Origin of the sequence: Streptomyces bambusae, assembly GCF_020532645.1 — a bacterium.
GTDB classification, from domain to species: Bacteria; Actinomycetota; Actinomycetes; order Streptomycetales; family Streptomycetaceae; genus Streptomyces; species Streptomyces bambusae.
In genome coordinates, this window is record NZ_JAJAUZ010000003.1 from 213118 (window position 1) to 228256 (window position 15139).

Annotated in this window: 13 protein-coding genes; 7 read left to right on the plus strand and 6 right to left on the minus strand. The window is 73.5% G+C overall.

Annotated features, from left to right (window positions below):
• Window positions 1–92: 92 nt before the first annotated feature.
• Entirely contained in the window at window positions 93–470 is a 378-nt protein-coding gene (locus tag LG634_RS03745) for a VOC family protein (protein ID WP_226732117.1), read from the plus strand.
• A gap of 76 nt (window positions 471–546) precedes the next feature.
• Here LG634_RS03745 and LG634_RS03750 read toward each other — a convergent pair whose 3' ends face one another.
• Window positions 547–1242, minus strand: a complete 696-nt coding sequence (locus tag LG634_RS03750) for a maleylpyruvate isomerase family mycothiol-dependent enzyme (RefSeq protein WP_226732118.1) — start codon at window positions 1240–1242, stop codon at window positions 547–549.
• 80 nt (window positions 1243–1322) lie between these two features.
• Between LG634_RS03750 and LG634_RS03755 the strand changes: the two genes are divergently transcribed.
• The 3 genes from LG634_RS03755 to LG634_RS03765 are packed head-to-tail and all read left to right on the plus strand — an operon-like array spanning window position 1323 to window position 3081.
• Window positions 1323–1763, plus strand: coding sequence for a MarR family winged helix-turn-helix transcriptional regulator (locus tag LG634_RS03755; RefSeq protein ID WP_226732119.1), 441 nt, complete (start codon window positions 1323–1325; stop codon window positions 1761–1763).
• 44 nt (window positions 1764–1807) lie between these two features.
• The gene (locus LG634_RS03760; protein ID WP_226732120.1) at window positions 1808–2311 is read left to right on the plus strand and encodes a GNAT family N-acetyltransferase; all 504 of its coding nucleotides are present in this window, start codon (window positions 1808–1810) and stop codon (window positions 2309–2311) included.
• Window positions 2308–3081, plus strand: coding sequence for a hypothetical protein (locus LG634_RS03765; RefSeq protein WP_226732121.1), 774 nt, complete (start codon window positions 2308–2310; stop codon window positions 3079–3081). The genes LG634_RS03760 and LG634_RS03765 overlap by 4 nt, the downstream gene beginning before the upstream one ends.
• Window positions 3082–3144: 63 nt before the next feature.
• On the opposite strand, the gene surE is transcribed toward LG634_RS03765, so the two are convergent.
• On the minus strand, window positions 3145–3939 hold the full coding sequence (surE, locus tag LG634_RS03770) for a 5'/3'-nucleotidase SurE (RefSeq protein WP_226732167.1): 795 nt from the start codon (window positions 3937–3939) through the stop codon (window positions 3145–3147).
• A 45-nt stretch (window positions 3940–3984) separates the two neighbouring features.
• Entirely contained in the window at window positions 3985–5238 is a 1254-nt protein-coding gene (locus LG634_RS03775) for an MFS transporter (protein WP_226732122.1), read from the minus strand.
• 413 nt (window positions 5239–5651) lie between these two features.
• Here LG634_RS03775 and LG634_RS03780 point away from each other — a divergent pair, with 413 nt between their 5' ends.
• A complete protein-coding gene (locus LG634_RS03780; RefSeq protein ID WP_226732123.1) occupies window positions 5652–6659 on the plus strand; it encodes a LacI family DNA-binding transcriptional regulator in 1008 nt (335 codons plus the stop codon).
• A gap of 83 nt (window positions 6660–6742) precedes the next feature.
• Here the strand turns inward: LG634_RS03780 and LG634_RS03785 are convergent, their stop codons facing one another.
• From LG634_RS03785 to LG634_RS03795, 3 genes are all read right to left on the minus strand, one after another.
• Window positions 6743–7702: an alpha/beta hydrolase gene (locus tag LG634_RS03785; protein WP_226732124.1), complete on the minus strand. Its 960-nt coding sequence runs from the start codon at window positions 7700–7702 to the stop codon at window positions 6743–6745.
• A gap of 132 nt (window positions 7703–7834) precedes the next feature.
• Window positions 7835–8224: an alpha/beta fold hydrolase gene (locus LG634_RS03790; protein ID WP_226732125.1), complete on the minus strand. Its 390-nt coding sequence runs from the start codon at window positions 8222–8224 to the stop codon at window positions 7835–7837.
• Window positions 8225–8458: 234 nt separating this feature from the next.
• Entirely contained in the window at window positions 8459–9697 is a 1239-nt protein-coding gene (locus LG634_RS03795; protein ID WP_226732126.1) for an NAD(P)/FAD-dependent oxidoreductase, read from the minus strand.
• A gap of 560 nt (window positions 9698–10257) precedes the next feature.
• Here LG634_RS03795 and LG634_RS03800 point away from each other — a divergent pair.
• Together LG634_RS03800 and LG634_RS03805 are read left to right on the plus strand one after the other, a co-directional pair.
• The gene (locus LG634_RS03800; RefSeq protein WP_226732127.1) at window positions 10258–11985 is read left to right on the plus strand and encodes a glycosyltransferase family 2 protein; all 1728 of its coding nucleotides are present in this window, start codon (window positions 10258–10260) and stop codon (window positions 11983–11985) included.
• 95 nt (window positions 11986–12080) lie between these two features.
• Window positions 12081–15110 (plus strand): SGNH hydrolase domain-containing protein, encoded by a 3030-nt coding sequence (locus LG634_RS03805; protein WP_226732128.1) that lies wholly within the window; start codon window positions 12081–12083, stop codon window positions 15108–15110.
• Window positions 15111–15139 lie beyond the last annotated feature (29 nt).

Below are 15139 nucleotides of genomic sequence, written 5' to 3' on the forward strand. Positions count from 1 at the left end.
GGCGACCGGGGACGCTCCACCGATTTCCCGGACGGAAGCGCACCAACCCCGGCGACGGCCGCCCGGTGCCGTGGCCGCACTAGGATCCGGGCATGATCGCTGATCTTCAATGCGTGGTGCTGGACTGTCCGGATCCGGCCGGGCTCGCCGAGTTCTACCGGTCGGTGCTCGGCGGGACCGTCAATCAGCAGGACCGGCGGTGGTCGGTCGACGAAGACTGGGCGACGCTGCACACGCCGTCCGGTCTGGTGCTCGCCTTCCAGCGGTCGGCGGACTACCGGCCGCCCCGGTGGCCTGACCCGGCCCATCCGCAGCAGTTCCACCTGGACTTCGGTGTCGCGGATCTGGAGCGGGCGCAGGAACAGGTGCTGGCCCTGGGGGCGACCGTACTGGACGACGGTTCCGAGGGGCGGGGCTGGCGCGTCTACGCCGATCCCGCGGGGCATCCGCTCTGTCTGGTCCGCCGCTGACGGCCTGGGGGCACGGGGGCCTGAGGACATGACCTGAGGGCCAGGTCTTCGGGCCGGGGTCCTCGCAGCGCGAGCGTTAGGCGGTCTGACCCGCAGGTATCTCGTCCGGGGGTTCCGCTTCCGGTTCCGGTCCGGGCTCCGCCCGCCGGGGACCGCGTTCCAGCCGGCCCGCCACGGCGTCCGGGCGGCCGGTCAGGAAGAGGAGGAGGGCCGCGATCGGGCCGCGGATCTCCTCGCCCTCGCCGCGGGTCCAGTCGAGGTCCGTGGCCACCAGGCGCGCCTTCGGCAGCGGCCACGGGCGGGGCGGGAAGCGCATCGTCCAGACCCGGTCGGCCGCGTCGCGTGCGGCGTACGCGGGGACCGGGCGGTCCCGCCCGACGGCGAGGGCGATGTCCTGGCCGTGGACGAGGATGTCCAGCAGGGACTCGCGGGGCGTGGTGCCCAGGGCCATGCGCCGGGAACCGGCGATCCCGCGGAGGTTCGCCACGATCTCGGCGGTGGGCCGCTGCGCCTCGTGGACCGCGGTGTCGTGGATCATGCGGTCCGAGTTGCCGCGGGCGCGGACGAACTCGCGCAGCGCCCAGCCGACGGTGGCGCGCGCGCCCAGCGTGACGTGCGCGGCCACGTCCCGTACCCGCCAGTCACCGCACTGGGTGGGCGCCTCCCACTCCTGCGGACTCAGGCTTTCCAGCAGCTCCGCCAGGCTGGTCCGCTCACGTGCGACGACCGTCCACAGCTCGTCGGTCCCCAGGGCATAGGTCACGGGAATCACCCACTCAAGTGGTAAGCTTCTCTGACCAAATTAGTCAGAGTCTCTGACTTGAGTCAAGGTGCCGGAAGGGTGAGCCGACGATGGCGGCGGAGAACGGACTCAACACGGGCCTGCTGCTGTTCATCCCGTACCGCGCACTGGAGGACCGGGTCTTCGCGGCACTCGCGGAGGCGGGCTACGACGACTTCACCCCGGCCCAGGCGCGCGTCATGCAGCGCATCGGCCCCCACGGCACCCGCCTGACGGACCTCGCCGCCCAGGCCCAGATCACCAAGCAGACGGCCGGCTTCCTGGTCGACCAACTGGAGAAGACCGGCTACGTCCGCCGCCTCCCGGACCCCACCGACAAACGCGCCCGCCTGGTCTGCGTCGCGGAAAAGGCCTGGGCCGCCAAACGCGTGGCGGACGCGGTCGTCGCCGAAGTGGAACAGGAATGGCAGTCCCACCTCGGCGCCCGCCGCATGAAGCACCTCCGCGAGGCCCTCACGATGCTCCGCGAGATCACGGATCCGTGGGCGTAGGGCCTGGCCGCCGTGCATGATCATGCATGAGGCAGAGTGGGGCCATGACTACCTACGCGACGATGGCGTTCCATCTGGAGACCGAGCGGCTGATCATGCGGCCGTGGGACGAGGCGGATGCGGACGAGTTCTGTGAGCTGTTGGCCGAGCGGGGGAAGGGGAAGCCGCCCGTCGAGCGGATTCGGGCGGCCATTGCGGGGTTTCTGACCGCCACCGAGGAGACGGGGATCGCCCTGCTGCCCATCCAGCGGCGGGAGGAGGGTGATTTCATCGGGTACTGCGGGCTGATCATCGGGCGCACCACGCTGGAGGAGCCCGAGATCGCGTACGAGCTGTTCGAGCGGGTGCACGGGAACGGGTACGCCACCGAGGCGGCCGCGGCGGTGCTCGAAGCGGCCGCCGCCACCGGACGGGAACGGCTCTGGTCGACGGTCGGCACCTGGAACGGGCCGTCACTGCGCGTGCTGGAGAAGCTCGGCTTCCACCGGGACCGCGTCTCCATGGAGGAGAACGGCGAAGTCGCTTGGCTGACCAGGAAGTTGCCGTGAGCGCGGAGGTTCGCGCAGCCGGCCGGTGGCCACTGGCCGACCACCGGGAGGCCGACTGGCTACGGGAGTTGACCGCCGACGACGGGCTCACCGGATTCATGCCGCCCGGGCTGCCCGACGCCGCCTGGGTGCTCCACGCCATGTACGAGCACGAACTCGGGCCGGCAGACGTGTCTTACCGGGAATACCGGCGAGCCGTGCTCAACGGCCGAGGGGCGGAGCTCGCGCCGGACCTCGACCCGGCAGAGGTGCTCGGGCACCCGACCGGCGAGCATCCGGGCCCCCGCTGGCACCGGCGGAGGTGGGCCGAACTCGCACGCCGGTTCGGCGACCCGACGGTGCCCGAAGGGCTCTTCCCCTGCCGCACCTCCTTCCCTTCGATTCCCTCCGGGGCCTGGCCGGCGGGCCTCCAGGCCCCGGCCGAAGGCCACCTGGAACGCGCCGACTGGAACCGCCTGGTCGACCTCCTCACCGCACACAGCCCCCGCGGCGCCGACACGCCGTGCCTCGCCTACTACAGCCCGTTGCTGCGGCTCGCCGAATTCGAGGTGCACATCAGGGCCGGCGTGCTCGGGGATGCCAAGGACCTGTACGACCACCCGGACGAAGACCGCTGGACCCCGTCCAACCTCTGGGCACGGGACCGCACTTGGGTGACGTGCACGGACTACGACCTCTGGGCCACCAAGGTCGCCGGCCCCGCAGCACTCGTCGAGTCACTGCTCGGCGATGCGGAGGTCGAGGCCGTACGCCTGCCCTGGGCTGCGTGACCACGCCCGTACCCGCCCCGTCGGTGTCAGGGGGCGGGTACGGGCGCCGACCCGTGGCCGGCGCTACGGGCGGAGACCGCCGAGCAGCGCTGCCGCGGTGGTGAAGGCCCGGCGGCCCGTGTTCCAGTCCGGGGCGATGGGGGTCAGGGAGATCCGGTCCGCGGCGACCGCCGCCACGTCGCCGCCCCGCCGGGCCGGTGCCGGGACCACGGAGACGTCCACCTTCCACGTCCCGTTCCCGTCACCGGTGTCCGTGTAGTCCGCCGCCAGGCCCGGCTGCGGGTCCTGGGCCGTGACGTCGACTCCGCGGGCCGTGCCCGTACCGTCCGCGCCGACCACCGGGTGGTTGAGGTTCAGGCCCACGCCGGGCGGCAGCAGCGGGCCGTTCTTCGCGCGCATGCGGAGCCGGTCGATGAGCTTGACGGTGAACTCGCCGGTCGGACGCATGGCGTTGAGGATCTGCTCCGGCACCGGGACCGCCAACTCGCCGGTACTCACGGCGATTGCGGGCACACCGCGCTCCAGGGCGGCGACCGCGCCGCCGACCGTACCGGAGTGGGTGGCCAGCGCGGCTACGTTCGGGCCGAAGTTGGTGCCGGAGACGACGAGGTCCGGGGCGCGATCGGCGAACACCTCCGCCAGGCCGAAGGACACCGAGTCACCCGGCGTACCGTCCACCGCCCACACCTTCGCCTCCGGGTGCCGGACCTTGATGGTGCTGCCGCTCGACAGCCGCGTACCGGCACCGCTCTGGTTGGTGAGCGGCGCGACGATCGTGACGTCGTGGCCCGCGGCGGTCAGGCGCCGGCCCAGCATGCGGATGCCGGGGGCGTCGTAACCGTCGTCGTTGGTCAGCAGGGGTCTGGGTGGGAATGCGGGGCTTCGGGGCGGCGCTTACGGCCGTCAGCGGACGCCGCGGATCGGGATGACGGCCAGCGCACCCAGCAGGGACAGCGCGCCGCCGATGAGGAACAGCGGGGTGTAACCGCCGAGCGCGGTCACGATCGCGGAGGCGACGACCGGGGCGACGATCTGCGGTCCGGCATTGGCGATGTTCAGGACGCCCATGTCGCGGGCGGCGTCCTCCGCACGCGGCAGGACCAGGGTGACCACCGCGGTGTCCACCGCCATGAAGCAGCCGAATCCCAAGCCGTTGAGGGCGTTGAAGACGAGCATGCCGGTCCAGGTCGGACTGATCACCGGGACCACCATCACCGTGCCGGCCAGCGCGGCGGACGCCCCGACGAAGACCTTCCGCCGGTTCCAGCGGTCCGACAGCAGCCCGCCGACCACCGTGGACAGCGCCATCGCCGCCATCGACAGCGGCGTCAGCACCGCCATCGCCTCGGCCGGTGTCAGCCCGGCGGGCAGCGCGATGTGGTCGTCGAGGATGTACAGCTGGTAGCCCATGACCGAGAAGTGGCCGAGCACCATCAGCGCCCGGCCGATGAACGCCCACCGGAAGTCGTGGACGGCCAGTGCGGACAGGAACGAGCCCACCCGCTCGCGCCGGGAGACCCGCGGGGCCGCCACCGGACCGCCCGTCCGCGGCAGGTCGCGGCAGCACGCGGCGAGCAGCAGCGCGCCGGCGGCCGCCACCGCGCCGAGCACCGGATAACCGGTCGACAACCGGTCCTCGGTCTGCGAGGCGATCGTCACGCCGAGGGTGCCGCCGACCGGCAGGGCCAGCCCGACGAGGGCGGACGCGGTGCCGCGGCGGGCGGCCGGGATGCGGTCGGGGACGATCGCGGTGACGGCGGCCTGGTAGACGTTCATGGTCGCCTGCACCAGGCACCAGCCGATGCCGACCATCAGGACGGTACGGGCGCTGCCGAGGAGGGCGAGCGCGGCGAGCGTGGCGAGGGCCCCGCCGAGGATCCACGGGTTGCGGCGGCCGGAGCGGTCGGACAGCGCTCCGGCGAGCGGGTTGAAGACGGTGCCGAATACGGCGCTCACGCCGCCGACGACGCCGAGGACCGCCACCTTGTCGGCCGCGTCCAGCTCGGCGATGTGCGTCGGCAGGAGGACCGATCCGACGCCCATGTACACCGCGAACATGGAGGAGTTGGCGACCAGGAGAAGCAGCAGGAGACCGCGGTGCCGCGGTGCGGGCGCGGCCGGCGCAGCCTGCGGCCGGAGCAGTTCGTCAGCTGTCACGGTGACCACCGGGGTGTACGGGCGCGGGGTTCGCGCGGTGGGGGAACGGGACGTGCACGGGGACTCCTCGGGAACGGAGCTGAGCGCGGACCTGCGCGCTGAAGCCGTGGGAGGGAGGGAGGGAGGGGGGAGGGGAGGGGAGGGGTACGGGGCGCCGGAGCGGGGCGCGTGTCCATGCCGGGACGCCGCAAGGGTGGGGCGGCGTGGTTGGCCGGAACCATGTGGTTACACGTGTAATTCCGGGCTTGCTGCATTGTGTAGCACCCACGAGGCGCCGTTGGATAGGGATGGAACACATCGAATCTCGCGATGGACCCGATCGGGCCGCAGCCCGGTGGTGACGCGAGTAACCTTGGGGTTGGCCGTCAGCCCGCCGGGCGGACGCCGAGCAGCGGCGAGGAGCAGCGAACACCATGGCCAAGGAGCCGAAAGCGCCGGCAGCCGTCACCAGCGCGGACGTCGCGCGCCTGGCGGGGGTCTCCCGGGCGACGGTGTCCTTCGTCCTCAACAACACGCAGGCGCACCGGGTCAGCGACGCCACGCGCGCCCGCGTCCTGGACGCGGCCCGGCAACTGGACTACGTACCGCACGCGGCCGCCCGGTCGCTGCGGGCCGGCCGCAGCAACCTCGTCCTCGTCCCGGCGTCCGTCTCCGCCGCCGGGCGGCTGGTCAGCGCCTGGGTCGACGACCTGGAGAGCGAGCTGGAGCGGCACGGGTACGTGCTCGTCCTGCACGCCGGACGCTTCCCCGACCCGGTGCGCGCCGCCCGGGCCTGGGCCGAGCTGCGCCCGGCCGCCGTGGTGGCCCTGGACGGGGACGGCCTGACCGGCCAGGCGGTGGAGGTGCTGGGCCGGGCCGGGGTGCGCGGTGTCATCGCGTTCGGCTCGCGGGAGGTGGCCGGTGCGCACCTGGTCGGCCTCGACCAGACGCGCGTCGGTGCGCTCGCAGCCGAGCACCTGGTCGCCCGCGGCCGGCGCACCCTCGGGGTGGTCATGCCGCAGGAGCGCGGCCTGGCCACCTTCGCCCGGCCGAGGCTGGCCGGAGCCCAGGGCGTCGCCGCCCGCAGCACCGCCACGGTCACCCCGGTGGAGCTGTCGTACAGCCTTGAGTCGGCCGCCGAACTGGCCGGGCGGTGGCGGGAGTCGGGGCTGGACGGAGTGTTCGCCTACAACGACGAGTACGCGGCGCTGCTCATGCACGCCCTGCGCGGCGCGGGCCTCGCGGTCCCGGAGGACGTCGCCGTCGTGGGGTGTGACGACCTGGTCCTGTCGGGCATGCAGCAGCCGCCGTTGACGTCCGTACGGCTGGACCTGCCGACGCCGGCGGAGGTGGCGGATGCCCTGCACGAGCTGGTGGACGGCGGTACGGCACCGCAAGTGCGCGGTGTGACGCCGGTTCTGGTGCAGCGTCAGTCCTCCTGAACCGACGGGTGGTTGACCTCCGGGGCCACTCGGTGGAGCGGGGCGCCGCCGGTGCGCGGTGCCCCGCTGCCGTGCTTCCGCCGTCAGGCCCCCAGGTGGCGGGCGAGGAACGCGACGCTCCCGGTGACGATCGGCGTCACGTCGGGGGCGCCGAGGAAGATGTGGTCGGCACCGTCCACCGGCTGGAGGGTGACGTCGCCGCCGGCCTTCCGGAGGGCCGCGGCGAGCACCTCGCTCTGGCGGTACGGGAGCAGCCGGTCGGCCGTCCCGTGGACCAGCAGGAACGGGGGCGGGGTCGGGCCGTCGGCGTAGGTGACGGGACTGGCGGCGCGGGCCAGCTCCGTCCGCTGCTCCGGGGTGCCGCCGAGCAGGGCGTCGTACGGGTCGGGGAACGGGGTGCCGTCCGGGGCGGGCGGCATCGGCAGCGGCCGGGCGAGGAGGGCGCAGAGGTCCGTGGCCGGGTACCAGGCGACGACCGCCTGTACGGAGCTGTCCTCGCCGCGGACGCCCACCGCGCCTTCGAGCGGTGCGGAGTCCCGGACCAGCCCGGCCAGTGAGACCAGGTGTCCGCCCGCGGACTCGCCCATGACACCGATCCGGTCCGGGTCGATGCCGAGTTCGCCGGCGAACCGGCGGACGTACCGGATGGCGGCCTTCACGTCGTGCAGCTGCGCCGGGAACGGTGCTTCGAGGCTGTGCCGGTAGTCGACGGTGACGAGCGCGAGCCCGGCGTCCAGGACGGCGCCGTGCAGCAGCTCGACGGGTACGGTCGGCGGCGGGAACCGCCGGTCCCCCTCCAGCCAGCCGCCCCCGTGGATCCACACCACGGCGGGCACCGGCTCCGCGGCCGCCGGGACCTGTGCGTCGAGCAGGCACGGCCGGTACCCGAGCGTGCTCGCGTACGTCAGCCCGTCGAAGCGCCGCACGCCGTCCTGCCCGATCCGCGGTGCGCCCGGAACCCGGAACGGCGGCGGGGGCCAGGCCGCCGGGTCGGGGGCGCCGGCCGGCCTGCCGACGGGGGCCGTGGGGGTCGCATGCGTCATGTCCGCCTCTTCTCGTGGTGGAGCGCACCGGGTCGGGCTGCCGCCCGGTGGCGGCCCGGAACTGTGCTGTTACACGTGTAACACGTCCGGGTGGGCGCAGTAAATCCCTCGTGCCCCCACCGACGCGGCGTGTCAGGGCAGGTGGGACAGGAGGAGGGTGGTGACGGCGGCGGGGGTGCGGAGGGGCAGGTAGTGGTCGGCGTGCGGGATCGTGTGGCCGCAGGCGCCGGGGATGGCGCCGGTCAGGCGGTGGGCGATCGCCGAGATTTCCGGGCGGTCGTGGGTGCCGTGGAGGACCAGGGTGGGGGCGGTGATCTCGGCGAGATGGGGTTCGGCGTCGCGGGGCGGGGGCAGCACGCAGTGCCGTTCGTTGGCGAGGCGCTGCTCGGCGTTCTCCGTGACCATCGTTTCGATGAGGTCGCCGCCGGGGGCGGTGCGTCCCAGGGCGGCCCAGACGGTCAGTTCCAGTTCGGCCAGGGTGGCCGTGTCGCGCTGCCGGCGGGCGGTGGCGTCGGCCGTCAACTCGGAGCTGTCCGGCCAGACATGACAGCTGACAGGACTTCGCGCGCGGGCGTGCCGGATAGGTCGCGGGTGTCGGCTGTCATGCGGTGATCATTCCAGAGCATTCGGCCGGGAAACCGTCACCCCTCGGGCCCGACGAGCCGGCGCAGGAGCGCGGCGTTCGGGGCCGGCCGGTACGCGGCGCGGCAGCGGTCGGCGGCGCCGTCCGGGATGGGCGGATGAAGCGGCCTGGCCTCAACTCCGCTGTGCGAGGCGGTGCTTGAGGTTGACCGTCGAGGCTCTGGTGACGGCTGCCGGGTTCAGGAAGCGGAGGGGGCCTATGAAGCGGCCGGCGAAGCGGTGCATGTGGCGGGCCAGGGCGGCGTCGCGGGTGGCCGCGGAGAACATCAGCTGTTCCATGCGGTTGAACGGGCGGGCACGCGCGAAGTCGACCGCGATGTGCTGGTGGGGGAGAAGGGTGCGCTGGTGCCGGCGGGCGTACGCCTTGAGGGCCTTGTCGAGGTCGCCCCGGCCGGTCGCGGCCGGGGCGACCGCCTCGGCCAGCCACTGCGCGGTCTGCAGGGCCCAGCCGCAGCCGACGCCCCACAGCGGGTCTCCGGTGAGGGCGAGGCCCGGCGCGGTCGGCTTGCGGCTGTGGAACGGGTAGTCGACGAACCCGGTGATCTTCGTGACCTGTTCGGCGGAGTCGATGTCCGGTGCCTCGGGCAGGGCGCGGACGAAGGAGAAGAAGCTGCCCTCCAGGTCCTCCCGGAAGGCGGGCAGCCGCTCCTTGCCCGGGACGACGCCGATGACCGTCACCCCGTCGTCGTTCGGGAACGCGTACCCCATGTCCGGCTCCAGGAACCAGGTGTGGGTGAGGTCGCCGGGCAGCGGCAGCCCGCGGAAGTGCGCGAGGTACGCGAACCGGCTGTTCTCGTGCGTCCGGCCGGGCACCCCGGCGTACTTCGCCACCGGCGAGTCCCGCCCGTCGGCGCCCACCACCAGGCGGGCCCGGATCTCCCGTTCCCCCTGTGGGGTCGACGCGCGCACCCCCACCGTACGGCCGGCTTCGCGGAGCAGCCCGGTCACCCGGTGCCCGAGGAGCAGGTCGACGCCGGCGGTCTCCGCCGCCCGGGACCGGATCATCGGGTCGAGGACGCTGCGGCGGATGTTGAGCGCCCAAGGGAGTTCGGGTCCCGTGGGCTCGGCCTTCGGCTCGATCCAGCCCCAACGGGTGTACCAGCGGGATCCGTTGCGGACCACCCCGGCCGCCTCGAGGGCCGGGCCGAGCCCGAGTTCGACGAGCACCGGGTAGGCGCTGGGCTGGACGGAGTGGGTGCACAGCACCTTGTACGCGTCGGGGTCCGAGCGGCGTTCCAGCAGTGCGACGCGGACGCCCCGCCGGGCCAGCAGCGTGGCCGCGGCACTCCCGGCGAGACTGGCTCCGCTGATGACGACGTCGTAGTCGTATCCCGCGCTCTGAGGGCCGGTCATGCGCTCAGCGCTCCCTTCGGGGTCGGGTGCCGTTCGGGGACTGGTGCGGTTCGGTGCCGTTACCGGCAGGTACATGATCAGTGGTCGAGGGGCGTCGGTCCAGAGGAGGCGCAGCCTCCGGGAAAGTGGAACTTACGCTTCGACGAGGTTCCAGCCAGTGTCCTCCCCTTCGCCGGAGACTCCGTTCGCGACGCCAACTCCCTGTGCAATCTGCTTGGTTGCCATGCGTCGATCACACCGCAACACCCCATCCGTCCGCCAATCGTTTTCCGGGCCGGGCGCCGCCGCGCCCCCGGTGGGCACCTGTGTGTCACCAGGAATGACGTCCTTTTCGTGCGCCGTTCACACGGCCGTGACCTGCGTATTTCATACAGAGATATGGACCAATCAGGTCTCGCCATTCCCGTGTCCGATTCCGTCCGTTGGCCGCTTCTTCGGCGAGTGGTCTATACCTGTGGCGGTACCGTGGAGACGTCTGCACAGGCACGCACAGACCGGCGTGCACAGGCACGCACGCACCGGCGTGCACAGGCACGCACACACAGCTCGTGGGGGGCTTCATGACCGTGCACCACCTTCCGCAACCTCCGTCCGACGAAGAGCTCTACTGGTACTTCGGCCCGCAACGACGCTGGGTCCTCGTCGGTACCTCGCTCGCCTTCGTGTTCACGGCGGCCACCATGTTCACCTTCGCCCTGCGCACACCCGCGCTCTGGGCCTTCCTCGCCGTCCTCGGGCTCAACGTCGTCGCCCTCGTCCTGTCCTCCGTCAACAGCCTGCGCCAGCGCCGCCTGACCCGGCAGTCCCACGAGGTCCTCGTCCACGCCTGGCAGCCCGCCGAGGCGCCGAGCGTCGACCTCTACCTGCCGACCTGCGGCGAACCCCTCCCGGTCCTCGCCAACGCCTACCGCGCCGCCGCCGCCGTCGTCTGGCCCGGTGAACTGACCGTGTGGGTCCTCGACGACGCCGACCGGCCCGAAGTCGCCGCACTGGCACGCTCGTTCGGCTACGAGTACGTCGTACGGCCGGACCGCGGCCACCTGAAGAAGGCCGGCAACCTCAACCACGCGCTCACCCTCAGCAGCGCCGAACTCATCGCCATCCTGGACGCCGACTTCGCGCCCAGGCCGGACTTCCTGCACCACCTCGTGCCCTACCTCGCCGACCCCGGCGTCGGCATCGTGCAGAGCCCGCAGTGCTTCGACACCGACGAGACCATGGGCTGGATCCAACGCGCCGCGGGCGCCGCCCAGGAGTGGTTCTTCCGCTGGATCCAGCCGTCCCGCGACGCCAGCGACGCGGCCATCTGCTGCGGCAGCAACGCCGTCTACCGGCGCAGCGCCATCGACGCCGCCGGCGGCTTCGCCCGGCTCGACCACAGCGAGGACCTGTACACCGGACTCGCCCTGCACGCCCAGGGGTTCCGCACCCTCTACGTCCCCGTCCTCGTCGCCAAGGGCACCTCGCCCGACGAGGTCACAGCCTTCGTCAACCAGCAGTACCGGTGGGCCATGGGCAACCTCCACCTCATCGGCACCCCCGTGCTCCGGCAGATGAGGGCACCCTGGCGGATGCGCCTGTGCTTCTACGAGGGCATCGTCGGCTACCTCACCACCGCCGTGAACACCTTCGCCGCCCCGCTGCCGCCGCTCGTGATGATGTTCTGGTACCCGGACGACATCCGCCCCTGGCACGTCCTGCCGCTCCTCGCCCCGCTGTGGCTGTGGCACGTGCTGCTGCCCCGGATCAGCCGGACCCGCTGGCGGGTCGAGGTGATCCGCGCCAACGTCCTGACCAGCGTCGCCGCCGCGACCGCATTCCTGCACACCCTCCGCGGCCACAGCGCCGCCTGGGTGCCCACCGGTGTCCGCGGCAAGAACGCCCGGGGCGGCATGGCCCGCCGCGTCGTCGGCGCCTCCCTGCTGTGGCTCGTCGTCTCCAACGGCGCCGCGGCCGCGGGCCTCGCCCTCGCCGTCGCACGCAACGGCTGGGAACCCAACTGGGGTCTGCTGCTCTACCTCCTGGTGCAGTGCCAGATCAACGTCCCGCTCATCCGGGACCTGGCCGCCGAGCTGCGCCCGGCCGGCGCGGCACCCACCGGGCGGACCGCCCGGCTGGCACGGACCCTCGCACGGGCCTGGACCGCCCGGATGCCCGCGGTCCTGCGCACCCGTACGGGGATGCTGCCGCGCCGCTGGCCCGAGACCGTCGCCGCGTCCGCCGTCCTCCTGCTCACCGGGCTCCTGGCCTCCGGATGGGTCAACCCGATGCTCCCGTGGCGGAGTTGACGCCGCACCGCGCCACCGCCACAGCAGGCGAGCCAGGCGACCCTGCCGACTCTGCCGACCCCGTCACCCCAGCCTCACCGAAAGGCCCGACCACCATGGCTTCCCCCGTGGCACCCGGCGCCCGCGGCCCCGCGTCCGCGCCACCCGACACCTCCGCGCCGCCCGTACCCGCCGGCCCCACCTCCGCCGCCGCCGAGTCCGGCCCCAGCCCGCACCGCTCCGCCTTCCGCCCCGACATCGAGGGCCTGCGCGCCGCCGCGGTCCTCGCCGTGCTCGCCTTCCACGCCGAACTCCCGGGCTTCACCGGCGGGTTCGTCGGAGTCGACGTCTTCTTCGTCATCTCCGGCTATCTCATCACCGGTCTCCTCGTCCGCGAGGCCATCACCACCGGCCGGATCCGGCTCGGCGACTTCTTCTCCCGCCGGGCCCGGCGCCTGCTCCCCTCCGCCGCGGTGGTGCTCGCCGTGGTCGCCGCCGCCGGTGCCTGGCTGACCGTCCCGCTCCAGCGCACCGATCTGGAACGCGACGTCCTGGCCGCGGCCGTCTCCGCCGCCAACTGGCGGTTCGTCGCCCAGCAGACCGACTACCTCGCCGCCGGACACGCCCAGAGCCCGCTGCTGCACTTCTGGTCCCTGGCGGTCGAGGAGCAGTTCTACCTGTTCTGGGGCCCGCTCCTGGCCCTCCTGGTCCTCGTCTTCGGCACCGCGCGGGCCGCCCGCCGCGGCCGCGCCGTCCGGCTGCTCGTCGCCCCGGCCGCCGCCCTCCTGGTGGCCGCCTCCTTCGTGCTCTCCCTGCACTGGACCGACAGCTCCGCCTCGCTCGCCTACCTCGGAACCCCGTCCCGCGTCTGGCAGTTCGGCATCGGCGCCCTCCTGGCCCTGCTGCCCTGGCACCTGATGCGCGGCCCGCGCCCACTGCGGCTGCTGTGCGGCTGGGCCGGCGCAGCCGCGATCGCCTGGTGCGTGACCACGTACGACTCGGGCACCCCGTACCCGGGCTGGGCGGCTCTCGTGCCCACCCTCGGGGCCGCCGCCGTGATCCTCGCGGCCATCCCCGGGCGCGGCGAGCGCTACACCGAGGAGCCGTTCGGCGTCGGCCGGATCCTGGCCCGCCGGGCGCCGCGCGCGCTCGGCCGGCTGTCGTACAACCTCTACCTGTGGCACTGGCCCGTCCTGGTGCTGGCCGGGGCCCGGCTCGGCGGCAGCCTAGGCTGGCCCGCCAAGACCGCGCTGACGCTGGCCGCCGTACTGCCCGCGTACGCCACCATGCGCTGGGTCGAGCGGCCGCTGCGCCGCAGCCGGACCGTGTCCGTGCACCCGCGGCGCGGGCTGGCGGTCGGCGTCTCCGCCATCGTGTTCCCGGTCGTGCTGGCGCTGGTCGTGGGCAGTACGACGGTCCGCCTGCTCGGTCCGGCCGACCCGGTCGACCCCGCCGGGCTGCCGCCGGGCGCCGCCGCCGGGCCCGCGCTGCTCGCCCGTACCCCCGGCGTGCCGGTCGCGGACGGGCCGGTCGTGCCCGGGCCCGCGCAGGCCCGCAAGGACTTCCCGCCGGACGCCGGCTGCCAGGTCGCGCCGGCCGTCACCCGCAGCCCGGAGTGCCTCTTCGGCGCCACGGACAGCCCCGACCGGATCGTGCTGCTCGGCGACTCGCACGCCGGCCAGTGGTTCTCGCCGATGCTCGCGCTGGCCGCCCGCCGCGGCTGGGCGCTCCAGGAACTCGTCAAGCAGGGCTGCCCGTTGCCGCAGGTCGCGGTGCACAACCCGCAGCTCGGCCGCGGCTACCGGGAGTGCGACACCTGGCGCGCCGACACCCTGGAGCGGCTGCGCCGCCAGCCCCGCCCCAAGCTGATCGTCATCGGCTCGCTCAACCGCTACACCGCCGATCCGCAGCGCCTGCTGGCCGGCTGGGAGAAGACGCTGGCGCCGCTGCGCGCCCTCGGAGCCCCGATCGTCTACATCGAGGACACCCCCGTCCCCGGCACCGACATCCCGGCGTGCGTCTCCGGCAGCCCGGACTCCCCGGCCGACTGCGCCTTCAGCCGTACGGACTCCCGCCAGCCCGACCCGCTGGCCCGCCGGATCGCGGCCGGCGCACTGCCCGGCGTACGCAGCATCAGCGTCAACCCGGTGCTCTGCCCGGGCACCGGACCCACCTGCCCGGCCGTCGTGGACCGCATCCTGCTCTACCGCGACGACGCCCACCTCACCAACGCGGCGGCCGTCGTCCTCACCCCGCGGCTGGAACGCCTCCTGACCGAATCGGGCGCGCTGCCGCCGACGGGAGGCGCCACGACCCGCCCCGGCCCCGACGGCTGGACCCGGCTGCTGCGCGACGACTTCGACGGCCCCGCCGGCAGCCCGCCGTCGCCCGCGAACTGGATACACGACACCGGCACCTGCTACCCCGGCTGCCCGGCACCGCAGTGGGGCACCGGCGAGATCGAGACGATGACCGACTCCACGGACAACGTCCGCCTCGACGGCAAGGGCGTCCTGGAGATCGTCCCCACCCGCACCGGCGGCCGCTGGAGCTCGGGCCGCATCGAGACCCGGCGCGCGGACTTCGCGGCGCCGCCCGGCGGCGTGCTGCGCATCGAGGCCTCGCTCGCCCTGCCGGACGTCACCGGGGCGAAGGCGGCCGGCTACTGGCCGGCGTTCTGGACCCTCGGCGCCCCGCTCCGCGACGGCTACACCGGCTGGCCCGCCATCGGCGAGCTGGACGTCATGGAATCCGTCAACGGCCGCGACACCGTCTTCGCCACCATGCACTGCGGCACCCCCGACGGCGGCCCCTGCCGCGAACCCGCCGGCCTCAGCTCCGGCCCCCGGCCCTGCCCGGACTGCCGCACGTCGTTCCACACGTACGCCGTCGAAGTCGACCGCACGCCCGGCGCCGAGGAGGTCCGCTGGTACCTGGACGGCCGGGTCCACCACCGGGTGCGCGCCGGGCAGATGCCCGCCGAGACCTGGCGGCAGGCCGTCGACCACGGCCTCTTCCTCATCCTGAACGTCGCCATCGGCGGCAACCTGCCCCGCGCCGACGGCATGGCGCCGGGACCTGCCACCGAACCGGGGCACCCGCTGCGGGTCGACCACGTGACGGTGTCCGTACGGGGCAAGCGCTAGCAGTCCGTCATGCGGCGGCCGGGGCCCTC